This window comes from Mitsuaria sp. GD03876 (assembly GCF_029840635.1).
Taxonomy (GTDB): Bacteria; Pseudomonadota; Gammaproteobacteria; order Burkholderiales; family Burkholderiaceae_C; genus Roseateles.
The window spans coordinates 13,685-39,220 of the sequence record NZ_JAOCCU010000040.1 but is presented as its reverse complement, the minus strand read 5'-3'; the positions used below and the strand labels follow the sequence as shown (position 1 = coordinate 39,220).

The window sequence follows — 25,536 nt, the reverse complement described above, 5'->3', positions numbered from 1 at the left end:
TCCTCCCGATCGCTCCCGATCTCCCCGATCCACCCCCGACAGCGAAAGAGACACGCATGTCCCGCAAGCCTGAGCACGACAACGAGACCGGGCCCCTGGCCACGTCCGCCGGCGCCACGTCCGCCGCCACCCCGCGCCGCGGCCGCGGCGCGCTGCGCCAGGGCGCGACCGCGCTGGCGCTGGGCTCGGCGCTGCTGCTGGCCGGCTGCTTCGGCGAATCGGCGCAGGACCTGCTCAAGTCCGCCAAGGAGCACCTGGACAAGAAGGACAACAAGGGCGCGATCATCCAGCTGAAGAACGCCTTGCAGAAGGACGAGTCGCTGGCCGAGGCGCGTTACCTGCTGGCCCGCGCGCTGCTGGACAGCGGCGACACCGCCGGCGCCGCGATCGAGGCCGACAAGGCCCGCGCGCAGGGCTTCGGCGGCGACGCGCTGGCGGCGCTGCAGGCGCGGCTGCTGCTGATGCAGGGCAAGGTCGACGAGCTGCTGGGCCAGTTCGGCAACCGCCACCTGCAGACCGCCGCCGACGAGGCCGACCTGCAGACGACGCTGGTTGGCGCCTTCATCGCCAAGCAGAAGATGCCCGAGGCGCGCCGCGCCGCCGACGCCGCGCTGCGCGCCGCGCCGGACAGCACGCCGGTGCGGCTGGTCCACCTGCGGCTGCTGACCAGCGAGGGCAAGCTGCCCCAGGCGCGCGAGGAAGTCGACCAGCTGCTGGCCAAGGCGCCGAAGTCGGCCGAGGCCTGGGCGCTCAAGGGCGAGCTGCAGGTGCTGGCCGAGGCGCCGCCGGCCGAATCGATCGCCAGCTACCGCAAGGCGCTGGAGTTCGACAAGAAGCTGGTCGCCGCGCACGCGGGCCTGATCAACCAGCTGATGCGCACCGGCGACAAGGCCGGCGCCAAGGAGGCGCTCAACGCGATGAAGGCGGCCGCGCCGCAGCATGCGCAGACCTTCTACTACGCCGCGGTGTTCGCGCTCGACGGCGGCCAGGTCAAGGAGGCGACCGAGCTGACGCAGGCGCTGCTGAAGGTGGCGCCGAACAACGAGCGCGCGCTGTTCCTGGCCGGCCGCGTCGCGCAGGCCAACGGCGACCTGCGCCAGGCCGAGGCGCATTTCGGCAAGTTGATCCAGGGCTGGCCCGACGCCCAGCCGGCGCGCGTGGCGCTGGCGCAGCTGCAGCTGCGCGGCGGCGACACCGACCAGGCGCTGGCGACGCTGCAGCCGGCGCTCGACGCCAAGACCCCGTCGGCCGAGGCGCTGGCGCTGGCCGCCGAGATCCGGCTCAAGCAGGGGCAGGGCGCCGATGCCGAGCGCTTCCTGTCGCGCGCCGCCGAGGCCAACCCGAACGACACCCGCAGCCGCGTCGCGCTGGCGCTGGGCCAGATCCAGAAGGGCCAGGAGCCGGCCGGCATGGCCGCGCTGCGCAAGCTGGCGGCCGAGGACAAGGGCGTCGTCGCCGACATCGCGCTGATCAGCGTGCTGGTGCGCAAGAAGGACTACGACGCCGCGACGCAGGCGATCGCCGCGCTCGAGAAGAAGGAACCCAAGACGGCGACCGCGCCCGAGCTGCGCGGCCGCATGGCGCTGCTGCGCGGCGATCGCGCCGGCGCGCGCGCGGCCTTCGACGAGGCGGTCAAGCGCGAGCCGGGCTCGATGACCGCGGCCAACAGCCTGTCGTCGATGGACCTGCAGGACCGCAAGGCCGAGGACGCCGTCAAGCGCTACGAGACGGTGCTCAAGGCCGATCCGAAGAACCTGCGCGCCGAGATGGCCATCATGGGCCTGAAGCTGACGCACAAGCTGATCGAGCCGGACGTGGCGATCAAGCGCCTGACCGAGCTCGCGAAGCAGCATCCCGACGACGCGACGCCGCGCCAGGCGGCCGTCGGGCTGCTGATGGAGAAGAAGGACTTCAAGAACGCGATGTCGGTGGCCCAGGAGGGCGTCACCGCCAGCCCGGACAACCCGTCGCTGGTCGACCTGCTGGGCCAGGTCCAGGCGGCCACCGGCGACCGGCAGCAGGCGATCAGCAGCTTCAACAAGGTCGCGACGCTGCAGCCGCGCTCGCCGCTGGGCCCGCTGCGCCTGGCCGACCTGCACCAGCGCGCCGGCGACAAGGAGGCGGCCGCCGCGGCGCTCAAGCGCGCCCAGGCCATCGCCCCGGGCGACGCGGACCTGGCGCGCCAGGTGGTGGAGAAGTCGCTGCAGATCGGCAAGATCGACCTGGCGCTGGCCACGGCCAAGGGCCTGCAGGCGGCGCATCCGAAGTTCGGCCTGGGCTGGAAGCTCGAGGGCGACATCGCCCGCGCCCGCAAGGACCTGCCGGGCGCGGTCGCGGCCTACCGCAAGGCCGACCAGCTGGCGGCGGACGCCGGCGCCACCGTGGCCAACACCGAGCTGGCCATCGCGCTGCACGGCGCGCTGGTCGAGAGCGGCAAGCGCGACGAGGCCGAGCGCTATGCCGCGGCGTACACCGCGCGGTACAAGACGGACGAGCTGTTCCTGTACCACCTGGGCGACGTGGCGCTGAACGCCGGCCGCAACGCCGAGGCCGAGCAGCGCTACCAGGCGGTGCTGGCCGTCAATCCCCAGAATGCCGCGGCGCTCAACAACATCGCCTGGCTGCGGCTGCGCACCGGCAAGGCCGACGATGGCTTGAAATTTGCCGAGCAAGCGACGAAGCTGCGACCCAACGTGCCGCCCTACATGGACACGTTGGCCGAGGCCCTCGCCGCCAAAGGACAGACGGCCAAGGCGATCGAAGTGCAGAAGGAAGCCGTCAAGCAGGCGCCGACCGTGCCCGCGTACCGCCTGCGCCTGGCGCAGCTGTACGTGGCCGGCGGCAACAAGGGCGACGCCGAGGCGGAATTGAAGCGCCTCGCGGATTTGGGACCGAATTTCGAGCAACAAGCCGAGGTGCGCAAGCTGCAGGCCGCGATCCGTTGAGGCCGGCGACCGAGAGGTCGGCCGCCGCGGCGGGGCGAGAGGCGGCATCACCGCGCCCGGGGAGGGGACGGTCATGAGCCAGATTCGACGATCCAGTCTCCGCAAGCAGCTCCACCAGGGGATGCGGCGGTTGTTCTCCTCGATGCCGAAGCCGCTGCGCTTCGCCGTCTACCGACGCATGGTGGACTGCGACCCGTCGCCGTCCGAGCGGCTCGAGCTGAAGGTGGCGGACACGCAGGAGGAGCTCGACGCGTGCTTCCGCATCCTGCACGACGCCTACGTCGGCAGCGGGTTCATGAAACCGGACCCCAGCGGGCTGCGCGTCACGATCTACCACGCGCTGCCGTCGACGACGACGCTGTGCGCCAAGTACGACGGCGTGGTCGTGGGCACGATCTCGATGGTGCGCGAGGGCGTCTTCGGCTTCCCGCTGCAGTCGGTGTTCGACCTGGAGGGCGTGCGCTCCAAGGGCGGCAAGATCGCCGAGATCTCGGCGCTGGCGGTGGCGCCGGCGTTCCGCAAGACCGGCGGCGCGATCCTGTTCCCGCTGATGAAGTTCATGCACCAGTACTGCACCGAGTACTTCGATACCCGGCACCTGGTGATCGCGGTGAACCCCGACAAGATCGAGCTCTACGAGGCGCTGCTGTTCTTCCGCCGCCTCAAGGAGCAGACGGTGGCGGAGTACGACTTCGCCAACGGCGCGCCGGCCGTCGGGGCGACGCTGGACCTGCACGAGGCGGACGCGCTGTTCGAGCGCGCCTACCGCGGCCGCAAGCCCGAGAAGAACCTGCACCACTACTTCTTCCGCCACCGGCTGCCCAACATCCGGCTGCCGGAGCGGCGCTTCCACACGACCAACGACCCCGTCATGACGCCGGCGCTGCTGGACCACTTCTTCAACCACGTGGTGCCGGTCTTCCCGCAGATGGACGACCGCAAGAAGGCGCTGCTGTGGTCGGTCTACCGCGAGGACCCGCAGTTCCGCGCCGTGCTGCCGATGCTCAGCGGCGGCGGGCAGGACCTGGGCCGCTCGCTGCGGCAGTACCCGCGCTACTCGATCCGCTGCCCGGGCCACCTGGACATCCGCGCGGCCAACGACAGCCAGATGGGCCATTTCGACCTGGACGTGATCGAGGTCTCGGCGCACGGCTTCCAGGCCGAGTGCGACCACGACCTGCCGCTGCAGGTCGACGGCACCGTCGAGATCGAGCTCGGCCACAACGAGACCGCCCATGTGAGCTGCCGGGCGGTGCGCCGCAAGGACACCGAGCAGGGCAGCTTCTACGGTTTCCGCATCGACGAACCCGACCGCCACTGGCGCAGCTTCGTCTCCACGCTGGAGATGGGCACGACTTCCAAGGACCTGGCCGCATGACTCTTCGCCGCACCGCCGTTTCGCCGATCGAGGACCTGCACGACGACGGGGCGGCCGCGCCGAGGCGGCGCGAGCTGCTGGCGCTGGGCGCGGCGGGGGCGCTCGGGCTGCTCGGCGGCGGCCTGGCGGGACCCGCGCGGGCGCAGGAGATGTCCAACACGCTGCCCGACCTGATCGACCGCAGCCGGCAGGCGGTGGTGGCGGTGGGCACCTTCGCGGCGACGGACAGCCCGCGCTTCGGTTTCCGGGGGACGGGATTCGTCATCGGCGACGGGCGCCGGATCGTGACCTGCGCGCATGTGATCCCGAACCCGGTCGAGAAGGACCTCGCGATCACCGTGCCGGCCAGCGGCAACGCCACCGGCGCGCCGCAACTGCGGCCGGTGAAGCTGCTGGTGCGCGACACCGCGCACGACCTGGCCGTGCTGGAGCTGGCCGACGACAAGGGCGCGTTGGTCGACGTGCTGGCGCTGGCCGAGGCCGACGGCGCCACGCCGGTGGTGCGCGAAGGCGCCGCGGTGGCGCTGATGGGCTATCCGATCGGCACGGCGCTGGGCGTGACGATGGCCACGCACCGCGGCACGGTCGCCGCGCTGACCCGCGCGGCGCTGCCGGCGCCGACCTCCAACAGCCTGTCCGAGCGGGCCGTGCGTCAGCTGCGCGAGGGTGCGATGGAGTTCCTGCAGCTCGACATCACCGCCTACCCGGGCAACAGCGGCGGCCCGCTGCTGGACATCCGCACCGGCAAGGTGGTGGGCGTCGTCAACATGGTGGTGCTCAAGGGCACCCGGGAATCGGCGCTCAGCGCGCCCAGCGGCATCAGCTACGCGGTGCCGGTGAAGTACGTCTGGGCGCTGCTGGGCAAGTGAGGCCTCAGCCGGCGTGCCCGACCGGCGCGCCGACGCCGGCCTGCGGCGCGGGCTCGCGCAGCAGCAGCGCCAGCAGGCCGCCCGAGGCCGCGAACACCGCGCCCACCGCGAAGGCCACCCGGTAGCCGCCCGCCAGCGCCGCCGGCATCGCCGCGCCGAGGGCGCCCAGTTCCGCCGTGCGCGAGGCCGCCAGGCTCGCCAGCACCGCCAGGCCCAGCGAGCCGCCCATCATGAAGGACGTGTTCACCATGCCCGAGGCCAGGCCCGATTCGCTGGGCGCGACCTCGCTCATCGCCGCCAGCAGCACCGGGTTGAAGGCGACGCCCGCGCCCAGGCCCAGCAGCAGCATGCCGGGCAGCACGTCCAGCCAGAAGCCGCCGTCCGCCGGCGCCCGCGCGAACAGCGCCAGCCCGGCGGCGGCCAGCAGCAGCCCGCCGCACAGCGGGATGCGCAGCCCCAGCTTCATCACCAGCTTGGCCGACAGCCCGACCGAGAACGCCGCCATGATCAGGTTGGCGGGCAGGAAGCCCAGCCCCACGTGCATCGCGTCGTAGCCCAGCACCAGCTGCATGTACAGCGCCGACAGGAAGAACCACGCGAACATCGCCGCGGCCCACAGCACGCCGATCACGTTGGACACCGCGACCGAACGCAGCCGGAACAGCCCCAGCGGCATCAGCGGATGCGCGACCTTGGTCTCCACGACGAGGAACACCGCCAGCAGCGCCGCTGCCGTGCCCAGCAGCCCCAGCGTGCGGGCCGAGGTCCAGCCGGCCTCGTTGCCGTTGACCACCGCGTAGACCGCCAGCAGCAGCGAGCCGGTCACCGTGATCGCGCCGGCCCAGTCCAGCGTCTCGTCCGGCGCGGTGGGGCCGGCGCGTTCGATCAGCCACAGGCACAGCCCGATCACCAGCGCGCCGATCGGCAGGTTGACCAGGAAGATCCAATGCCAGCTCAGCGTGCTGGTCAGCAGGCCGCCCAGCAGCACGCCGATGCTGCCGCCGCCGGCGCAGACGAAGCCGTAGACGCCCATCGCCTTGGCGCGCTCGCCGGGCTCGGTGAACATGTTCATGATCAGCGACAGCGAGATCGCCGACACCACCGCGCCGCCCAGGCCCTGCACCGCGCGCGCGGCGATCAGCAGCTCCTGCGTGTGCGCCAGCCCGCAGGCCGCCGAGGCGCCGGTGAACAGCGCCAGCCCCGCCAGGAACATCCGGCGGTGGCCATACAGGTCGCCCAGCCGTCCGCCCAGCAGCATGAAGCCGCCGAAGGTCAGCATGTAGGCGTTGACCACCCAGACCAGCGAGGTCTCGGTGAAATGCAGGTCGGCGCGGATCGAGGGCAGGGCCACGTTCACGATGGTCGTGTCCAGCACGATCATCAGCACGCCCAGGCACAGCACGCCCAGCGCCAGCCAGCGGCGCCGTGTCGGATCAAGGTGGGAAGTCATGGAGGGTCCGGGTTCGTCGAAGGGGGAAGGGTCCGTCTCCACACGACGCGCCACCGTCCGTGAATTCGACACGGCCGCGTTTGTAGCAGCGACCCGGGGCCGGCCGCCAGTGCCGTTCGCCCCGGTGCGCGCCGGTGCTGTCACCGGCTGTCAGGTGTCCGTCGATCGCCTACAGGCGCTCGCGTGCTCCCTGCACCCGCCGATCCGCAATGCCTGTCTGCCGAACAAGCGCCCCAAAACGGAAGATTCGTTCCGTCAACAGGGGGAACACACATGAGCACCACCAAGCACCTGCAAGCCGCCCGCGCGCAACGGACCAGCGCCTTCAAGACCGCGATGCTGCTGAGCAGCCTGGCCATCGGCGCCGGGCTGATGTTCAGCGCGGTCCAGGAAGCCCGCGGCGCGACGCCGGTCACCAACACCTTCCAGGCGACGGCGACGATCACCAGCTCGTGCACGGTGACGGGCTCCAACCTGAACTTCGGCTCGGCCATCGATCCGCTGGTCGCCGGCACGCCGCTGGACGCGACCTCGACGCTGACGGTGACCTGCTCCAACACGACGCCGTACACCGTGTCGCTGAACGCCGGCGCGAACGCGGGCGGCGCCACCAACTTCACGAGCCGCACGATGAAGAGCGGCTCCGACACGCTGGCGTACCAGCTCTACCTGGATTCGGGCCGCACGACGGTGTGGGGCGACGGCACCTCGTCGTCCAGCGCCAAGAACGGCACCGGCAGCGGCTCCAGCCAGTCGCTCTCCGTGTACGGCCGCATCCCGTCGCTGGCCAGCGTCGTGCCGGGCTCGTACACCGACACCGTCACCGTGACGATCAGCTACTGAACGCTGGTCCGACCCCGGTCCGAGGCCCTCCGTCGAGGGCCCCCGTCAGGGCAGGCGCCCGCGGGGAAGGCGGACCGACCGTTTGCTCGAGTGCTGACAGCAATCGCCGCCAGACTCGCGACTGATCCTTCCGGCCCGGCCGGCGGGGCACGCGACTCGGCCTCCCCCTCAGACACGCGGCGTGTCAGCACTCGACAATGTTCACCGCGAGACCGCCCCGGGCGGTCTCCTTGTATTTGGTCATCATGTCGGCGCCGGTCTCGCGCATGGTCTTGATGACCTTGTCCAGGCTGACGTGGTGGGTGCCGTCGCCGCGCAGCGCCATGCGGGCGGCGTTGATGGCCTTGACCGAGGCGATCGCGTTGCGCTCGATGCAGGGGATCTGCACCAGGCCGCCGACCGGATCGCAGGTCAGTCCCAGGTGGTGTTCCATGCCGATCTCGGCGGCGTTCTCGGCCTGGGCGGGCGTGCCGCCCATCACCGCGCACAGCGCGCCGGCGGCCATCGAGCAGGCCACGCCGACCTCGCCCTGGCAGCCGACCTCGGCGCCGGAGATCGACGCGTTTTCCTTGTAGAGGATGCCGATCGCCGCGGCGGTCAGCAGGAAGTCGACGATGCCGTTCTCGTTGGCGCTGTGCACGAAGCGGGCGTAGTAGTGCAGCACCGCGGGCACGATGCCGGCCGCGCCGTTGGTGGGCGCGGTCACGACGCGGCCGCCGGCGGCGTTTTCCTCGTTGACCGCCAGCGCGTACAGGTTGACCCAGTCCATCACCTGCAGCGGGTCGCGCAGCGCGGCTTCGGGGTTGCTGGTCAGTTCGCGGTACAGCTGCGCCGAGCGCCGGCGCACCTTGAAGCCGCCGGGCAGGATGCCTTCGGTCTTGCAGCCGCGCGTCACGCATTCCTGCATCACGCGCCAGATGTTGAGCAGCCCCGCGCGGGTCTCCTCGTCGGAGCGCCAGTGGCGTTCGTTGCGCCGCATGATCTCCGCGATCGAGCAGTTTTCCTTTTCCGTCAGCGCCAGCAGTTCCGCGCCGGTCTTGAACGGGTAGGGCAGCACCGTCGTATCGGGCGCGATCTGCTTTTGCTTGGAGCCGTCGGCCAGCACTTCCTCGCTGACGACGAAGCCGCCGCCGACGGAGTAGTAGACGCGGTTCTGGAGCTCGTTGCCTTCGGCGTCGAAGGCGATGAGGCGCATGCCGTTGGCGTGCAGCGGCAGGCTTTGGCGGCGGTACATGACGAGGTCGCGGGCCTCGTCGAAGGCGACGACGTGGTCGCCGCCGAGCGCGATGCGCTTGTCGTTGCGGATCGCCTCGAGGATGCCGGGGATGGACTCGATGTCGACGGTATCGGGCTCATGCCCGGCGAGTCCGAGGAGGACGGCCTTGTCCGAGCCGTGGCCCTTGCCGGTGGCCCCGAGCGAGCCGTACAGCGTCGTGGCGACGCGGACGGTGCGATCGAGGACGCCCTCGTGCCGCAGCCGCTGGATGAACATGCGAGCGGCGCGCATGGGTCCGACGGTATGGGAGCTGGACGGCCCGATGCCGATCTTGAAGAGGTCGAAGACGGAGACTGCCATGGCGAACCACCTCGGGTGAAGTACCGGTTCCATCCCCACCCCCACCCCCGCCACCACCGCTTGCCACGGGGGCAGCGAGAGGGGGTGGAGGAGGGGAATGGGGCCCTGTTTTCGGAAGTATTAGGAGGAGACCGCGGAGCGGTCGGGGGACATGGAGAAAACAGGGCCCCATGACCCTCCTCGGGCTAGGCGATGCGGGGGAGTGGGTTTACTCGTAGTCCGACATCGGCGGGCAGGAGCAGACGAGGTTCCGGTCCCCATAGACGTTGTCGACGCGTCCGACGGGTGACCAGTACTTCACGTGGCGCAGCGCGGGCACCGGGTAGGCGGCGTCGTCGCGGCTGTAGCCGTGGGTCCATTCCGTCTTGAGCAGCGTTTCCGCGGTGTGCGGCGCGTTGACCAGCGGGTTATCGGTTTGCGGCCAGGTGCCGGCCTCGACCTTGGCGATTTCCTGGCGGATCTGGATCATGGCCGCGATGAACCGGTCCAGCTCGAACCGCGATTCGCTCTCTGTCGGTTCGACCATCAGCGTGCCCGCGACCGGGAACGACAGCGTCGGCGCGTGGAAGCCGTAGTCGATGAGCCGCTTGGCCACGTCCTCGGCGGAGACGCCGCTGGTGTCCTTGAGGGGGCGCAGGTCCAGGATGCACTCGTGGGCGACGCCGCCGCCCTTGACGCCGTCGATGTTGCCGCTGAAGTGGATGTCGTAGTGCTCGGACAGGCGGGCGGCCACGTAGTTGGCGGACAGGATGGCGGTTTCGGTGGCGGCTTTCAGGCCGGTCTCGCCCATCATGCGGATGTACATCCAGGAGATGGGCAGCACGGCCGCGTTACCGAGCGGCGCGGCGGAGACGGCGCCGATGGCGGTCTTCTCGCCAAGGCCCGCCGAGCGATGCGCCGGCAGGAAGGGCACGAGGTCCTCCACCACGCAAACCGGGCCGACGCCGGGGCCGCCGCCGCCGTGCGGGATGCAGAAGGTCTTGTGCAGGTTCAGGTGGGACACGTCGCCGCCGAACTGGCCGGGCGCGGCGATGCCGACCAGCGCGTTCATGTTGGCACCGTCGACGTAGACGCGGCCGCCGTGCTCATGGACCAGCGCGCAGATCTCCTTGACGTGCGTGTCGAACAGCCCGTACGTCGACGGGTAGGTGATCATGATCGCCGCCAGGTTGGCGCTGTGCTGTTCGCACTTGGCCTTCAGGTCGGCGAGGTCGATGTTGCCTTCCTTGTCGCACTTGGTGACGACGACTTGCATGCCCACCATCTGCGCCGACGCCGGGTTGGTGCCGTGCGCCGATTCGGGGATCAGGCAGACCTTGCGATGCGCGTCGCCGCGCGACTCGTGCCAGGCCTTGATGATCAGCAGGCCGGCGTACTCGCCCTGCGAGCCGGCATTGGGCTGCAGCGACACGCCGGCATAGCCGGTGGCCTGGCACAGCCAGGCGGTGAGCTGCTGGTCCAGCTGCGCGTAGCCCTGCAGCTGGCTCTGCGGCGCGAACGGGTGCACCTGCGCGAACTCGGGCCAGGTGATGGGGATCATCTCGCTGGTCGCGTTGAGCTTCATCGTGCACGAGCCCAGCGGGATCATGCTGCGGTCCAGCGCCAGGTCCTTGTCGGAGAGCTGGCGGATGTAGCGCAGCATCTCCGTCTCGGAGTGGTGGATGTTGAAGATCGGATGCGTCAGGTAGGCGCTGGTGCGTGACAGCGCGGCCGGGACCAGCGTCGCGACGGACGCGCCCGCGAAGGCGTCGGCCACCGGCTTGCCTTCGGCGAAGACGGTCAGCAGCGCCTGGATGTCGGCGCGGGTGGTGGTCTCGTCCAGCGTCAGGCTGATGCTGTCCTCGCCGGCGCGGCGCAGGTTCATGCCGGCGGCGACGGCGGCGGCCATCACCGGGCCGGTGTGCGCGCCGGTCCGCACATGCAGCGTGTCGAAGGCGGTCTCGTGGACCAGCGTCAGGCCCAGGGCCTTGAGGCCTTGCGCCAGCACGGCGGCGTAGGCGGCCACGCGCTGCGCGATGCGCTTGAGGCCCTGCGGGCCGTGATAGACCGCGTACATGCTGGCCACGACGGCCGGCAGCACCTGCGCGGTGCAGATGTTGGAGGTGGCCTTCTCGCGGCGGATGTGCTGCTCGCGGGTCTGCAGCGACAGGCGGTAGGCGGGCTTGCCGTGCGCGTCGACCGACACGCCGACCAGGCGGCCGGGCAGCGAGCGCTTGAACTCGTCGCGGCAGGCCATGTAGGCGGCATGCGGGCCGCCGGCGCCCATCGGCATGCCGAAGCGCTGGGTGTTGCCCACGGTGATGTCGGCGCCTTGCTCGCCGGGCGAGGCGATCAGCGTCAGCGCCAGCAGGTCGGCCGCGGCGACCAGCAGGCCGCCTTGCGCGTGGACCGCGTCGGCGATCGGCTGCAGCGCGCGCACCACGCCGGTCACGCCGGGGTACTGGACCAGCGCGCCGAAGCATTCGGCCTTGCCGGCGTCCTCGGCCTTGCCGACCTGCACCGTGATGCCCAGCGGCTCGGCGCGGGTGCGCACGACTTCCAGCGTCTGGGGCAGCACGTCGTCGGCGACGAAGAAGGTCTGGCTCTTGCTCTTGCCCATGCGCGCGGCCAGCGTCATCGCCTCGGCGGCGGCGGTGGCCTCGTCCAGCATCGACGCGTTGGCGATGGCCATGCCGGTCAGGTCGCAGACCATGGTCTGGAAGTTGACCAGCGCCTCCATGCGGCCTTGCGAGATCTCGGCCTGGTACGGCGTGTAGGCGGTGTACCAGGCGGGGTTCTCGAGGATGTTGCGCAGGATGACGCCCGGGGTGAGGGTGCCGTGGTAGCCCTGGCCGATGAAGCTCTTCAGGATCTGGTTGCGGCCCGCGATGGCCTTGAGCTCGGCCAGCGCCTGCGACTCGGTCACGGCGTCCGGCAGGTCCATCTTCGCGGCGCGCCGGATGGCGGCCGGGACGACGGCGTCGATCAGCGCGGCGCGCGAGGCGGCGCCGATGGCCGACAGCATCAGCGCTTCGTCATGCGCGTCGGGACCGATGTGGCGGGCGTGGAACTCGGAGGCGTTCTCGAGCTCGGCGAAGGAGGGCAGGGCGGACATGGCGGGGCGATCCTGGAGAAAAGAATTCATTGCCTCGACGCACAGCGCCTCGGCGTGACCCGGAGGTCATCGGGGTGAGGAGGCGGGATGAGCCGCTAGGCGCGAACCACAGCCATGGCGGCGCCATGGCGAGGATTCGCAACGACGCGGATCGCCCGCCTCCTCGGCCCGATCAGCTGTTTTTCACGAGTTCGTCGTAGGCGGTCGTATCCATCAGCTCGTCGAGTTCCGTCGGGTTGGACAGCTTGACCTTGAAGAACCAGCCGGTCTTGAGCGGGTCGGTGTTGGCCAGCGACGGGTCGGCGCGCAGCGCCTCGTTGACCTCGACGATCTCGCCCGAGACCGGGGCGTAGACGTCGGCGGCGGCCTTGACCGACTCGACCACGCCGGCGACTTCCTTGGAGGCGTAGCTCTTGCCGACTTCGGGCAGGTCGACGAAGACCACGTCGCCCAGCGCGTCCTGCGCGTGGACCGTGATGCCCACGGTGGCGATGCCGTCGGTGGTGTCGACCCACTCGTGGTCGGGCGTGTACTTGATGCTCATGGAGAGGCTCCGTGCGATCGGAAAGTTGGAAAGGGAATCTCGAGCCGGGCTCGAGGCGGACGAAGGGTGCGACCCAGGATCGCGGATCAGCCGCGGAAGTATCCGTTGGGCGTGAACGGCGTGGAAGAGACCGTCATCGGGGTGCGCTTGCCGCGGACCTCGGCGAACAGCTCGGTGCCCAGCGCGGCATGCGGCGTCTGCACGTAGGCCAGCGCCACCGGCTTGCCCACCGTCGGGCCCAGCGTGCCGCTGGTGACGACGCCGATCTCGGCGCCGTCGGCGCTGAACAGCTTGGCGCCTTCGCGCACCGGCATGCGCTCGGCGCTGACCAGGCCGACGCGCTTGCGCGGCGCGCCTTCGGCGAACTGGCGGTCGATCACGGCGGCGCCGGGATAACCGCCGGCGCGCGCGCCGCCGGCGCGGCGCACCTTCTGGATCGCCCAGGTCAGCGAGGCCTCGACCGGCGTGGTGGTCGTGTCGATGTCGTGGCCGTACAGGCACAGGCCGGCTTCCAGGCGCAGCGAGTCGCGCGCCCCCAGGCCGATCGGCATCACCTCGGGCTGGGCCAGCAGCTTGCGGGCCAGCTCGACGGCGCGATCCGCGGCCACCGAGATCTCGTAGCCGTCCTCGCCGGTGTAGCCCGAACGCGTCACGAAGGTCGGAATGCCGTCCAGCTCGAAGAAGCCGCCGGTCATGAAGACCAAATGGGCCACCTCCGCGTTCAGGCGCGACAGCGCGGTCACCGCCTGCGGACCCTGCAGCGCCAGCAGCGCCTGCTCGGGCATCGGGCGGACCTCGCAGCGGCCGGCCAGGTGCTTTTGCATGTGGGCGATGTCCTGGTCGCGGCAGCCGGCGTTGACGACGACGAACAGCCCGTCGGTGCGGCGCGCGACCATCAGGTCGTCGAGGATGCCGCCGTCGTCGGCGGTGAACAGCGCGTAGCGCTGCTTGAACATCCCGAGGTCGACGATGTCCACGGGCACCAGGGTCTCCAGCGCGGCGGCGGCGTCGTCGCCCACCAGCAGCACCTGGCCCATGTGCGAGACGTCGAACAGGCCGGCCTGCGTGCGGGTGTGCTTGTGCTCGGCCATCACGCCGGCGGGGTACTGGACCGGCATGTCGTAGCCGGCGAAGGGCACCATCTTGGCGCCGAGTTCGAGGTGCAGCGCGTGCAGCGGGGTCTGGTGCAGGGTCTGGTCGGCGGACATGTCTCGCTCCAAGGGCATTCGTCGTGACCACCCCGACTGTGAACCGATCACGTCCGGGTGGGGGATATGCCCTCGCTGTCCGCTTTACCTGAGAGATTGGCCGTCGGCGGTTGACCGGCGGCTTGCCCCTTCGGTGGACGGGCTCGACCGATGGTCCGCCCCGCCTCTCTCCAGTGAGGAACGCCCGGAATTCCAGGCGTCTCGTCAGTCCTTTTGCCTGAGCGTTCGCAGCGTGGGATCGCCAGTGCCACTGCGCCTTCGGCGGCCCCCGCGAGGGGGCTCTCTCCTGACTGGCGCGCATTGTAGTCACGGTTTCAGGCGCCGGAGGTGTCGGTTGCATCGGTCGGTCGCCGCCACAGAGCGGCGCGGCCCGGTCGGCGGGCCCGGAGATCGATCGCCCCATGTCACTCGCCAGCCTGTTGTCTTCCTGCTTCGCCTTCGGCCCCGCCCACGAGCCCGAACCGCCCGCGCCGCCGATCCCGCCGCGCCGCGACCCCGGGGCCGCCCAGGCGATCGCGGACCGCGAGGCCGACCGCCACGACCGCACCCGGTTGCGGGATGCGGTCGAGGCCGCCCAGGCGCGGTTGCCGGCGCAAGGCGCCTCGATGCTGCGGCTGGGGAACGAGGGGCAGTTGCCCGCGATCGCCGCGCGGCCGGGCGCGATGCCGGACGACGAGCTGCTCCTGCAGCTCGCCCATCTGGTGCTGCGGCACGGCGTGTGCAGCCTGGTGGTGCCGGTCAAGGACGAGCCGGAGGCCTCGACCGCGCCCGAGCATCGGTCGCTCGCGGAGCGCCTGCTGAGCGGCCTGCCGGCCACGACCGTCCCGTTGCCGTCCGGCGGTCGGCTCACGCTCCGTGTCGAGCCGCGGCAGCCGCCGCAGCGGCGGGCGCCCGGCGTCGTCGAGCTGGTCCTTGAAGAGGACGGGCGGACGCGCCGCAGATGCGCCCTGGCGGTCCATGCGCTGCCTCGGCGCCGGCCGGCGGAAATGGCCGCGCGGGTGAAGGAGGCGATGCGGTTCGGCGACGCCTATCACCGGAGCGGCACCGCGATGCTCCGTCCGCCCGGCCTGGCGCTGGTCCATGAGGGCTCCCGTGGCGACCGGCTGGTGAGCCAGGCGGCGATCGAGGCCCTGCTGCAGCCCGACGCCACGGTGAAGGCCGCCACGGAGGCGATCCGGGCGGTGATCCGGCCGGCCAGCCTGCGCCGGACCGCGCCCCGCCTGGACAGTGCGTGCGAGTCCCTGCCGCCGCCCCCGCCACCCCCGCCGCCGTTCATTCCTCCCCTCCAGGCATCCACGTCCGCAGCGGAGGGGCGCTCCTCCCCGGAGCCCGAGTCCGAGGCCAGCTCCCCGCCGGAGCGCCATGCCTCCCCGGCGGCCCAGTCCGAATCCGAGCCTGACGGACGCAGGCCGCGGTCGCCCGTGGGAGCGATGCGCCCCATGCTGTCCCGGCGAGGCCGTCCATTGCCCCTGAAGCCCACCACCTCCGGCGTCCAGCGCGACAAGCGCCTGTCGGGGGTCCCGGAGGAGGAGGCCGAGGCGCTGCTGGCGGACGCGGTGTCGGGCATTCGCCCTCCGAAAGTCCGCTCGGCGCCGCTCGTCCCCGCCGCGTCGCGGCCCGCGCCGTCGTGGGAGCAGACGGCGCAGGCGCGACTCGAGATCTGGAACGAGCGGATTCGCCGGCAAGCCGCGCCGACGTTCTCCAAGGCCGCGCGCACGGACGAACGGCGGACGCAGGCCTTCGAACGCGCGGCGCGGGATGCGGCCTCGACGCTCGCGTCATGGATGGCGCGGCCGACCGGCCTGCAGGGCTGGTGGCATCGGCTCCTGCGCAAGGACAAGGGCAAGGGCAAGCTCGCGCCGCAGGATCTGCTGGGCGGCGCGAACGCCGGCTGGCGGACACTGCTGCGCGCCCCGGCCGCGCCCCCCGCGGCCAGCGCGTCCCGGCGCGCGGACCCGGCCCGGAAGACGCCGCCGTCGGATCCGTCCGCGCTGCGCGCGCGGGACGGCTCGGCCTGGGATGGCGTGCGCGACCTGGCGGCCGCGCTGGACCAGGCCTTGCGCGAGGCCTATGACCAGCTGCCGCGCTCGGGCCGGCGCGCCTGGCGCTCGCGGGTGGCGGCGGAGCGCGGCAGCTACGCCGATGCCGTCCTCGCCTTGAAGGTGCGGGCCTGGAGCGCCCACGAACGGCCCGTGGGGCCGGCGGGGTGGCAGCCCGTGGGCCCGTGCGACAACGTGGACGAGGTCATGGCGCCGCTGCTGGCGCTGAAGCTCGCGGGGCAGGTGGCGGGGCCAGGGTGAAACAGGCGACCCGGCAGGCGCCCGCCCCGCGCTAGCCCGGGCCGCGGGCCTCCCGGGACCGCCGGGCGTGCACAATCGCGCCCATGCGACTCCTGCTGGTGGAAGACGACCTGATGATCGGCGAGCAGCTGCTCGAGCTGCTGCGCGCCGACGGTTACGCGGTGGACTGGGTGCGCGACGGCGAGATCGCCGACACCGCGCTCCAATCCCAGACCTACGACCTCGTGCTGCTGGACCTGGGCCTGCCCAAGCGTGACGGCATGAGCGTGCTGCAGGCGCTGCGCGGGCGCAAGCAGACGGTGCCGGTGCTGATCGCCACCGCGCGCGACGCCACCGCGCAACGCGTGGCCGGGCTGGACGCCGGCGCCGACGACTACGTACTCAAGCCCTTCGAGCTCGACGAGCTGCTCGCCCGCATCCGCGCGCTGCTGCGCCGCGCCGCGGGCCGGGCGGAGCCGGTCTACGAGCACATGGGCGTGACCATCAATCCGGCCACCCGCGAGGTCACCGCGCACGGCCATCCGGTCACGCTGTCGCAACGCGAATGGGCGGTGCTGGAGCCGCTGATCGCGCGGCCCGGCATCGTGCTGTCGCGCCAGCAGCTCGAGGAGAAGCTCTACGGCTGGAAGGACGAGATCAGCAGCAACGCGGTGGAGGTCTACATCCACGGCCTGCGCAAGAAGCTCGGCGCCGAGCTGATCCAGAACGTCCGCGGCGTGGGCTACCGCGTGCCCAAGGAATGAACGCGCCGTCGGGCGTGGCCGCGGGCCGGCGGTCCCGCTTCATGCTGCTGCCGCGCTCGCTGCGCTACCGGCTGCTGCTGTTCCTGCTGGGCGCGATGCTGACCAGCGCGCTGATCCAGGGCATGAGCGCCTACCGCAACGCGCTGATGGAGACCGACGAGATCTTCGACTACCAGATGCAGCAGGTCGCGCTGTCGCTGCGCGCGGGCATGGGCACCGGGCTGCCGCTGCCGCTCGGCGAGGAGCAGAGCATCGACCTCATCGTGCAGGTCTGGGGCCTGGACGGCACGCCGCTGTACCGCTCGGCCGGGCCGGACTGGCTGCCGCAGCGCGCGGTGCTGGGTTTCTCCAACGTGGCGCTGCGGGGCAAGCGGTATCGCGTGTTCGCGGTCCAGGGGCGATTCCAGGTCGTGCAGGTGGCGCAGGACATCGCGGTGCGCCAGCGCATGGCGGGCCAGCTCGCGTGGCGCACCGTGCTGCCGACCGCGCTGATGTTGCCGATGCTGGCGCTGGTGGTGTGGTGGGTGGTGTCGCATTCGCTGGCGCCGCTGGAACGGGTGCGCCAGCAGCTGTCGCGCCGCAAGGCGCAGGACCTGGCGCCGGTCGACGAGGAAGACCTGCCCGCCGAGGTCCAGCCGCTGGTGACCGAGCTCAACGCGCTGCTGGACCGGGTGCGCCAGGCCTTCGAGCAGCAGCAGCATTTCGTCGCCGACGCCGCGCACGAGCTGCGTTCGCCGCTGGCCGCGCTGAAGTTGCAGCTGCAGTCGCTGCGCCGCGCGCCGGACGACGCGTCGCGGGCGCAGGCGCTGGAGAAGCTGGGCCTGGGCATCGACCGCGCGTCCCACCTGATCGAGCAGCTGCTCGCGCTGGCGCGCCAGGACAGCGCCAAGGCGCAGGCGCCGATGCTGCCGATCGCGCTGGATGCGCTGTGCCGCGACGCGGTCGTCGACGCGGCGACGCTGGCGCAGGCGCGCGGCATGGACCTCGGCCTGGGGCGCTGCGACCCGGCGCTGGTCGACGGCCACCGCGAGGCGCTGACGATGCTGCTGCGCAACCTGGTGGACAACGGCGTCAAGTACGGCCGCTCGCGCGTGGACCTGAGCCTGGAGCGCAGCGGCGCGCAGGCGCTGCTGGTCGTCGAGGACGACGGCCCCGGCATTCCCGACGCCGAACGCGGCCGCGTGTTCGACCGCTTCTATCGCGCCGAGTCGCAGGCCCAGCAGGCGCCGGGCAGCGGCCTCGGACTGGCGCTGGTGCGCAGCATCGCCGACGACCATGGCGCCACGCTGCGGCTGGGCCACAGCACCGCGCTCGGCGGCCTGCGCGTCGAGCTCGCGATGCCCTTGTCGCGCGCCACGCCGGCGATCGCGCCGCCGCCGGCGCTGCCGCCCGCCACGCCGCCGAGCCTGCCGCCGAGCCTGCCGCCGGCCTGAGCCGTTCACGGCGTCTCCCGGTTCGCTTGACCGGGCCTTCACGCGACGTCCGCCTCCGTTAAGAGCGACCTAAGAGAAGTTGCTCACACTTCGCTCCATCGAGTCCGCGACCAGCGGCTCGCAGCGAATCTGGAGGTTCAGATGGCTCAACAAGTGGAGAAGATGATTCCGGTGAAGAAGCTCGTGTGGGCGCTGGCCGCGGCCGGCGTGCTGGGGGCCGCGGGCGGTGCCCTGGCGATGCGCAACGCGAAGGCGATCCCGGCGGCGGACACGCAGCCGGCCGCCACCTCGACGGCCTCCGGCGACATGCAGCTCGCCGCCGCCGCGACGCCGACGGCCACCGCGCCGGCCGGCACGTTCACGCCGCCGCCGGCGGGCATGCCCGACTTCGCGCAGATCGCCGCGGCGCAAGGCCCGGCGGTGGTCAACATCAGCGTCTCGGGCACCGTCAAGACACGCGCCGCCCGCGGGCCGCAGATCGATCCCGACGATCCTTTCTACGAATTCTTCCGCCGCTTCGGCGTGCCCGGCATGCCCGGCGGCCCCAACGGCGGCGAGGGCGGCAGCCGCGAGATCCGCGGCCAGGGCTCGGGGTTCATCGTCAGCGCCGACGGCGTCATCCTGACGAACGCGCACGTGGTGCAAGACGCGCAGGAAGTCGTGGTCAAGCTGACCGACCGCCGCGAGTTCCGCGCCAAGGTGCTGGGCAGCGACAAGTCGACCGACGTCGCGGTGCTCAAGATCGACGCCAAGAACCTGCCGGTGGCGCGCCTGGGCGCGACCAAGGACCTGCGCGTGGGCGAATGGGTGCTGGCGATCGGCTCGCCCTTCGGCTTCGAGAACAGCGTCAGCGCCGGCGTGATCAGCGCCAAGGGCCGCTCGCTGGGACCGGACGAGAGCCGCGTGCCCTTCCTGCAGACCGACGTCGCGATCAACCCCGGCAACTCCGGCGGTCCGCTGTTCAACGCGCGCGGCGAGGTGGTCGGCATCAACTCGCAGATCTACAGCGCCTCGGGCGGCTACCAGGGCCTGTCGTTCGCGATCCCGGTGGAAGTGGCCAACAAGGTCCGCCAGCAGATCGAGAAGGGCGGCAAGGTGCAGCACGCCAAGCTCGGCGTGATGGTGCAGGAGGTCAACCAGGGCTTCGCCGATTCCTTCAAGCTGGAACGGCCCGAGGGCGCGCTGGTGGCCAACGTCGAGGAGAACGGCCCCGCCGCCAAGGCCGGCCTGCGCTCGGGCGACGTGATCCTGGGCTTCAAGGGCCAGAAGATCGTCTCCAGCGGCGACCTGCCCGCGCTGGTGGACCAGTCGCTGCCCGGCGACAAGGTCGACATCGACGTGTGGCGCGCCGGCAAGCGCGAGACGCTGACCGCCACGCTCGGCGACGCGAACGAGAAGGGCGCCAAGCTCGCCAAGGGCGACGGCGAGGCGGACTCCGCGCACGGCAAGCTGGGCCTGGCCCTGCGGCCGCTGCAGCCCGAGGAGCGCCGCCAGCTCGGCACCCGCGAGGGCCTGCTGATCCAGGAAGTGGGCGAGGGCAGCGCCGCGGCGCGCGCCGGCGTCCGGCCGGGGGACGTGCTGCTGGCGGTCAACGGCACGCCGGTCCAATCGGTCGAGCAGGTCCGCGGCGCGGTGCAGGGCGCGGAGAAGTCCGTCGCGCTGCTGGTCCAGCGCGGCGGCGACAAGATCTTCGTGCCGGTGCGCATCGGCTGATCCACCGACATCCCCTTCATTGCTCCCAACCAACCGCTGCCTGTGGCGGTTGCTCCGTGGGGCCCGCGCGTGGTGGCGCGGGCCCCTTTTTTTCGCCTCGGCGCCGCGGGCGATGGGCGCTGGCATCATGCGCGCCATGCCGTCGCCGTCCCGTCCCGCCGTCCCTGAAGCCTCGATCGACACCGAGGCCGAGTCGCCCGTCCGTTCCCCGGAACGCGAGCGCAGCCAGCGCGCGATCGACGCGTTCATCGAGTCGCTGTGGATCGAGGAAGGCCTGTCGCGCAACACGCAGCTGGCGTACCGGCGCGACCTGCAGCTGTTCGCCGACTGGCTGGCCCGGGAGCGCGCGCGCGCGCTGGACCAGGTCGAGGAACTCGACCTGATGGGCTACGCCACCTCGCGGCACGACGGCGGCAAGGCGAGTTCGGCGAACCGGCGGCTGTCGGTGTTCAAGCGCTACTTCCGATGGGCCCTGCGAGAACGCCGCCTCGAGCGCGATCCGACGCTCAAGCTGTTGACCGCCAAGCAGCCGATGCGCGTGCCCAAGACGCTGTCGCAGGAGCAGGTGGAGGGGCTGCTCGACGCGCCCGACATCGGCACCGCGCAGGGCCTGCGCGACCGCGCGATGCTGGAGCTGATGTACGCCAGCGGGCTCCGGGTGACGGAGCTGGTGACGCTCAAGAGCGTGCATGTCGGCCTGCGCGAGGCGGTGCTGCGCGTGACCGGCAAGGGCGACAAGGAGCGGATGGTGCCGTTCGGCGAGGAGGCGCATGCCTGGCTGATGCGCTACCTGCGCGAGGCGCGGCCGCTGCTGCTGAGCGCGCGCAACACCGACGACCTGTTCCTGAGCCGCTTCGGCCAGGCGATGACGCGCGAGAGCTTCTGGCGCCTGGTCAAGAAGTACGCCGGCATCGCCGGGATCACGAGTCCGATCTCGCCGCACACGCTGCGGCATGCGTTTGCCACGCACCTGCTGAACCATGGCGCGGATTTGCGGGCGGTGCAGCTGTTGTTGGGTCATGCCGACCTGTCGACCACGCAGATCTACACGCATGTGGCGCGGGAACGCCTCAAGGCCTTGCACGCCGCGCACCATCCGCGCGGCTGAGCGCGCGGGCGGCGGCGCCTGAACCCGGGGCGGGGGCGGGGACACCAACCGGCGTCCTTGCTTTCGCGCGTTTCGCGGCATGGCTCCTGGGGGAGTCGTGCCAGGCGGCGCCCCCGACGTCATGCACGATCCGCTCCGTTTCCAGTTCCCCGCCGCCGTCCCTGGCGCCTGGGCCGGCGCCATGCCGGTCGCTCCGTATGCCGGGCCGGCGATGTTCGGGCCCGATGCGGTCTGGCCGCCGCTCGCGCCGGGGCTCCTGCCGACGGGCCTGCTCGAACTGGCCGCCTGCGCGAGCGGGAACTACCTGCACGGCGTGATCGCGGCTCACCTGAACGCGATGATGTTCCAGCTCCACAACAGCGTGCAGCAAGTGATGCAGATGGCGGCGCCGCCGCTGGCGATGCCGGGGATGCCGATGTTCGGCCAGCACCCCGGTCACGCGGCGATGTCCGCGCCTCAGTTCGCGCCGAGGTTCGCGGAGCAGCATCCGGCCCCGCGATGGGCGGGGCCTTCGGCGGACTCGTCGCCGGCGGCAGGCGTCCGGCCCGGCCTGGCGGCCATGCCGCCGCCGGCGTCCCGACCCGCGTTCGATCCGAAGGCGCTCATCGGTTTCATCCAGGCATTCGATGAGCAGTCCGTGACGGACGTGGTCCTCGCGCGCCCGCCGGCGGGACGCCCGCGCCTGGAGTTCGCGGAGCAGCTCGCACGCGATGGCGACCGGGTCGACGTGGACATATCGACCGGCGATGGCGGCACCGTGACCGGCTTCGCCCGTCGCGTGGGGCAGTCCGAGCCCGACGGCAGCTGGATCATGGAGATCGGCACGGAGCGGGACGGGCAGTCCATGCTCTCCAAGCTGCTCCGGATGCACGACGTGCGCATCGACCCGCGTCAGCCGGCGCTGGAGCAGGACGATCTGCAGCGCGCCTGGAAGACGATCGCGAGGCATCGCGACGAAGGGCAGGCGGAGAACGTCGCGGTGGTCTGTCCGGATGGCGCCAGCGACTCCGGGCGGCTGATCGTGAAGATGTATGGACACGAGCTGCGTCGGCAGGCGTCGCAGGATGCCGGGACCGACGAGCTGCCGCCGTCGGTCGACGAGGCCATCGCCCGGCATCAAAACCAGTTCCTGCAGGCGGCCCGCGATCGTCGCGGTTCCTCCTTCGCGTGGGACGACGGCGGGAACGTCGACCGCGACATCGAGTTCCTGGCAGCGGCCGGCCGCAGGCGGCTGGAGGAACTGCGGTCGCAGGAGGCCGCGCGCGCATCCGTCGATGACGGGTCATGGGATCGTCTGTCGATGATGTCGGAGGATCTCGACGACCCGTTCGAGGCGGAGGACGGCACGTCGGTCGTGTCCGGGCCAGCCCCGCGGCCTCTGTCCACGCCGCCGGCCCTGTCCACCCCGCCGGCTGTCGAAGCGTCCGAACCCCGGGCTCCGACCTCGACGTCGACCTCGACTTCGACCTCGACCTCGACGTCTGATCCCGCCGACATGCCGCCACCGCTGCCGCCGCGATCGCCGCGGTCGCCGGCGCGGCCGGCCGTCAGCGAATCCGGCACGCAGACCGACGTCCCGGCGGCGCCGGTGGCATCCGAGCCCTCGGCGGCGTCAGTCGTGCCGCCAGTGGCGGCGCAACCGGCGCTGAAGCGCACGCTGTCGATGCCGGACATCCCGCTGCACGAGCCGGGCCGGTTCGATCCCACGCCCGAGCCGTCGCGCAAGGAGCAGTCCGCCAGCGCCAAGGACCTCGGGCCGAAGGTGCCCACCCAGGCCGAGCTGCTGGCCGCGAAGCGCAGGGCCGCCGCCGAGGAGAGGATGGCCAGGCTTCTGCCTTCCACGCCGAGGCACATCCCCCGCACGCAATCGGAAACGGATCTCTCCAAGCTCAGGGCCGAGGTCAACCAGGCGGGACTGGAGCGCAATCTGGCGGCCCAGCGCCGGGCGTTCAGCGAGCCGGACTTGACTGCCATTCCGCTGGAGTCCTCCGGCCTGGCCCAGGATCTGGCGCGGCAGACGGCATCGTTGACGGCCGTGCTGGTGAAGCCACCCGCCGCGCCAGTGCCGCCTCCACCGGCACCGAAGACCGTCTGGGGGAAGGCGAAGCAGCTGTTTGCCGGGACGCCGCCGCCGCCCCCGCCGCCGGCGCCTCGTTTCCTCGAGCAGCTCCAGAAGGGCATGCCGCCGTTGGTCGACAGCCTGCGCGCCGAGTACAAGCGCCAGATGGGGGACCGGGCCATCGACGGCAGCAAGGAGCACGCGTTCATCATCGACCGCGTGTCGCATCACGCCGCGAACGCCCTGAGGCGCCTCACCGAGGGCGAGCGGCTGGCGCTGGCCCAAATGATCAAGTGGAAGGAGGGCCCGTGGCTGGAGGCCGTCGGCAAGCGGGACGAATCGCAGGAGGCCCTGCGTGGGGCCGGGAGACTGACCGACGTCGAGTTCCGCAAGGCCCGCACCCGCTACGAGGGCGTGGACATCGGCCTCCTGGCGTTCCAGCAGGCGATGGAACAAGTGCCCGCGCGGAAGAAGCCGGGCACGCCGCCGGTCACGCCACCGGCAGGCCCGCCGGCGGCTTGATCTCCTCCAGGCAGATCATCGAGCGCACGTCGGCCACCCCGTCCAGCTGCATCAGCTTGTCGGTGAGGAACTTGGACAGCGCCTGCAGGTCGCGCGCGACCACCTTGAGCAGGTAGTCCGAGTCCCCCGACACGGTGTGGCATTCCAGGATCTCGGGGAAGTCGCGGATCAGCGACTCGATCTCCCGCACCCGGGCGAAGGCCTGCGCGGTGATGTTCAGGCTGACGTAGGCGGTGACGCCCAGGCCCAGCGCCAGCGGCGCCACGTCGGCGCGGTAGCCGCGCAGCACGCCGCGCTCCTCCAGCGCCCGCACGCGGCGGAAGCACTGCGGCGCCGACAGGTGGACGCGCGCGGCCAGGTCGACGTTGGACATCCGGCCGTCGTGCTGCAGCGCCTCCAGGATGCGCAGGTCGATCGGGTCGAGCGTCGGGAACGACTTCTTGTCCATCTTGTTCATCGGCGGGATCGTGGCGAGAAATTGTTGCGATTCTATGGATCCTGATGAACGAAGCGTGCGTGGCGGCCCGCCAACGTCGCGGCCGCCGGGGACGGGCTTCGGCGAGAATCGCGCCCCATGGATCACAGCTTCCTCTCCGCCCTCATCCTGCTGCTGCTGGTGCTCGACCCGCTCGGCAGCCTGCCGATCTTCATCCCCATCATGCGGGCCGTGCCGCGCGAACGCCGGCTGAAGGTCGCCCTGCGCGAGGTCGGCATCGCCTTCGCGGTGCTGCTGGCGTTCATGTTCCTGGGCGAGGGTTTCCTGCGCCTGATGCACCTGTCGGAGCGCTCGCTCGAGGTGGCCGGCGGGGTGATCCTGATCATCATCGCGATCCGGATGATCTTCAGCCACGCCGGCGAGTCCGCCTACGGCATGGAGACCGGCCGCGAGCCCTTCATCTTCCCGCTGGCGGTGCCGCTGCTGGCCGGCCCGTCGGCGATGGCCACCGTGCTGCTGCTGGCCTCGCGCCAGCCCGACCGCGTCGCCGAGTGGATCGGCGCGCTGTTCACCGCGATGGTGATCTCGTTCCTGGCGCTGATCCTGGCGGACCGCATCCGCAAGCTGCTCGGCGACTCGGTGGTCTCGGCGCTGGAGAAGCTGATGGGCCTGGTGCTGACCGCCATCGCGGTCGAGATGATCCTGTCGGGCCTGAAGCGCTACTTCGTCGGCGGGCTCTGATCGGCGCAGGCGGCGATCTCCGCCGCCGCCTGGGCCGAGGCCGGCCAGGCGCGCCACTCGGCGGCGGTCATGCCGTAGAGCGCGCCGTCGAAGTCGTACCAGTGCTCGATGCCGCGGAAGCTCATCCCGAGCTTCTGCATCACGTGCGCGGAGCCGGTGTTGTCCTGGTCGCAGAACGCCACGAGCTGCGGTGCGCGCAGTTCGTCGAACGCGAACGCCGCCATGCGCCGTGCCGCCTCCGACGCATAGCCGCGGTCCCAGCGGTCGCGGCGCAGGCGCCAGCCGAGCTCGTGGGGATTGGCGCGGTCGCGGCCGATGTGCTGCACGCAGCCGGCGCCGACGATCAGGCCGCCGTTGCGCTCGACGAAGGTCCACCAGCTGTAGCCCCATTCCGCCCAGCGCGCCTTCACGCGGTCGATCATCGACTGCGTGTCCTCGAGCGTGTCGGGCTTGCCGGTGATGTAGCGCATCACCTCGGGGTCCTTGTTCATCTCGAACAGGCCGTGCAGGTGCGCGTCGGTCATCGGCTCGAGGCGGAGCCGGGGCGTGATCAGCGTGGTCATCGGGCGACTGT

General features: G+C 71.4%; 18 protein-coding genes and 2 riboswitches. Of the genes, 11 read left to right on the top strand and 7 right to left on the bottom strand.

Going from position 1 to position 25,536, the window contains the following annotated elements; genetic code table 11:
- Positions 1–56: 56 nt before the first annotated feature.
- The 3 genes from prsT (at position 57) to N5D62_RS21715 (ending at position 5,192) form a co-directional block, all read left to right on the top strand.
- Positions 57–2,945, top strand: a complete 2,889-nt coding sequence (gene prsT, locus N5D62_RS21725) for an XrtA/PEP-CTERM system TPR-repeat protein PrsT (protein WP_279759982.1) — start codon at positions 57–59, stop codon at positions 2,943–2,945.
- Positions 2,946–3,018: 73 nt separating this feature from the next.
- A complete protein-coding gene (locus N5D62_RS21720; RefSeq protein ID WP_279759981.1) occupies positions 3,019–4,323 on the top strand; it encodes a GNAT family N-acetyltransferase in 1,305 nt (434 codons plus the stop codon).
- Positions 4,320–5,192, top strand: a complete 873-nt coding sequence (locus tag N5D62_RS21715; protein ID WP_279759980.1) for a serine protease — start codon at positions 4,320–4,322, stop codon at positions 5,190–5,192. Before N5D62_RS21720 ends, N5D62_RS21715 begins: the two co-directional genes overlap by 4 nt.
- A gap of 4 nt (positions 5,193–5,196) precedes the next feature.
- On the opposite strand, the gene N5D62_RS21710 is transcribed toward N5D62_RS21715, so the two are convergent.
- Positions 5,197–6,642: an MFS transporter gene (locus N5D62_RS21710; protein WP_279759979.1), complete on the bottom strand. Its 1,446-nt coding sequence runs from the start codon at positions 6,640–6,642 to the stop codon at positions 5,197–5,199.
- A gap of 273 nt (positions 6,643–6,915) precedes the next feature.
- Here N5D62_RS21710 and N5D62_RS21705 point away from each other — a divergent pair, with 273 nt between their 5' ends.
- Positions 6,916–7,485, top strand: a complete 570-nt coding sequence (locus tag N5D62_RS21705; RefSeq protein WP_279759978.1) for a spore coat U domain-containing protein — start codon at positions 6,916–6,918, stop codon at positions 7,483–7,485.
- Between the two features lie 184 nt (positions 7,486–7,669).
- On the opposite strand, the gene N5D62_RS21700 is transcribed toward N5D62_RS21705, so the two are convergent.
- The 4 genes from N5D62_RS21700 to gcvT all read right to left on the bottom strand — a co-directional run bounded on the left by N5D62_RS21700 (position 7,670) and on the right by gcvT (position 13,907).
- The gene (locus N5D62_RS21700) at positions 7,670–9,061 is read right to left on the bottom strand and encodes an L-serine ammonia-lyase (RefSeq protein WP_279759977.1); all 1,392 of its coding nucleotides are present in this window, start codon (positions 9,059–9,061) and stop codon (positions 7,670–7,672) included.
- Positions 9,062–9,269: 208 nt separating this feature from the next.
- The gene (gene gcvP, locus N5D62_RS21695) at positions 9,270–12,155 is read right to left on the bottom strand and encodes an aminomethyl-transferring glycine dehydrogenase (protein ID WP_279759976.1); all 2,886 of its coding nucleotides are present in this window, start codon (positions 12,153–12,155) and stop codon (positions 9,270–9,272) included.
- A gap of 172 nt (positions 12,156–12,327) precedes the next feature.
- The gene (gene gcvH, locus N5D62_RS21690; RefSeq protein ID WP_279759975.1) at positions 12,328–12,699 is read right to left on the bottom strand and encodes a glycine cleavage system protein GcvH; all 372 of its coding nucleotides are present in this window, start codon (positions 12,697–12,699) and stop codon (positions 12,328–12,330) included.
- An 86-nt stretch (positions 12,700–12,785) separates the two neighbouring features.
- On the bottom strand, positions 12,786–13,907 hold the full coding sequence (gcvT, locus tag N5D62_RS21685) for a glycine cleavage system aminomethyltransferase GcvT (protein ID WP_279759974.1): 1,122 nt from the start codon (positions 13,905–13,907) through the stop codon (positions 12,786–12,788).
- A gap of 65 nt (positions 13,908–13,972) precedes the next feature.
- Positions 13,973–14,091, bottom strand: a riboswitch (glycine riboswitch).
- Between the two features lie 15 nt (positions 14,092–14,106).
- A riboswitch (glycine riboswitch) is annotated at positions 14,107–14,206 on the bottom strand.
- Between the two features lie 102 nt (positions 14,207–14,308).
- Between gcvT and N5D62_RS21680 the strand changes: the two genes are divergently transcribed.
- The 6 genes from N5D62_RS21680 to N5D62_RS21655 all read left to right on the top strand — a co-directional run bounded on the left by N5D62_RS21680 (position 14,309) and on the right by N5D62_RS21655 (position 23,785).
- Complete coding sequence (locus N5D62_RS21680; RefSeq protein WP_279759973.1) at positions 14,309–16,207, top strand: hypothetical protein; 1,899 nt, start codon at positions 14,309–14,311, stop codon at positions 16,205–16,207.
- 83 nt (positions 16,208–16,290) lie between these two features.
- Positions 16,291–16,950 carry a response regulator transcription factor gene (locus N5D62_RS21675; protein WP_279759972.1) on the top strand — a complete coding sequence of 220 codons (660 nt, stop codon included), beginning with the start codon at positions 16,291–16,293 and terminating at the stop codon, positions 16,948–16,950.
- The gene (locus tag N5D62_RS21670) at positions 16,947–18,383 is read left to right on the top strand and encodes an ATP-binding protein (protein ID WP_279759971.1); all 1,437 of its coding nucleotides are present in this window, start codon (positions 16,947–16,949) and stop codon (positions 18,381–18,383) included. Before N5D62_RS21675 ends, N5D62_RS21670 begins: the two co-directional genes overlap by 4 nt.
- 141 nt (positions 18,384–18,524) lie before the next feature.
- The gene (locus tag N5D62_RS21665) at positions 18,525–20,096 is read left to right on the top strand and encodes a DegQ family serine endoprotease (protein ID WP_279759970.1); all 1,572 of its coding nucleotides are present in this window, start codon (positions 18,525–18,527) and stop codon (positions 20,094–20,096) included.
- A 127-nt stretch (positions 20,097–20,223) separates the two neighbouring features.
- A complete protein-coding gene (gene xerD, locus N5D62_RS21660; protein WP_279759969.1) occupies positions 20,224–21,204 on the top strand; it encodes a site-specific tyrosine recombinase XerD in 981 nt (326 codons plus the stop codon).
- 121 nt (positions 21,205–21,325) lie between these two features.
- Complete coding sequence (locus tag N5D62_RS21655; RefSeq protein WP_279759968.1) at positions 21,326–23,785, top strand: hypothetical protein; 2,460 nt, start codon at positions 21,326–21,328, stop codon at positions 23,783–23,785.
- Here the strand turns inward: N5D62_RS21655 and N5D62_RS21650 are convergent.
- On the bottom strand, positions 23,754–24,242 hold the full coding sequence (locus N5D62_RS21650; protein ID WP_279759967.1) for an Lrp/AsnC family transcriptional regulator: 489 nt from the start codon (positions 24,240–24,242) through the stop codon (positions 23,754–23,756). The genes N5D62_RS21655 and N5D62_RS21650 overlap by 32 nt on opposite strands.
- Before the next feature lie 117 nt (positions 24,243–24,359).
- Here N5D62_RS21650 and N5D62_RS21645 point away from each other — a divergent pair, with 117 nt between their 5' ends.
- On the top strand, positions 24,360–24,962 hold the full coding sequence (locus N5D62_RS21645; protein WP_279759966.1) for a MarC family protein: 603 nt from the start codon (positions 24,360–24,362) through the stop codon (positions 24,960–24,962).
- Here the strand turns inward: N5D62_RS21645 and N5D62_RS21640 are convergent.
- Positions 24,941–25,525, bottom strand: coding sequence for a GNAT family N-acetyltransferase (locus tag N5D62_RS21640; RefSeq protein ID WP_279759965.1), 585 nt, complete (start codon positions 25,523–25,525; stop codon positions 24,941–24,943). The two genes, N5D62_RS21645 and N5D62_RS21640, sit on opposite strands and share 22 nt — an antisense overlap.
- Between the last annotated feature and the right edge of the window lie 11 nt (positions 25,526–25,536).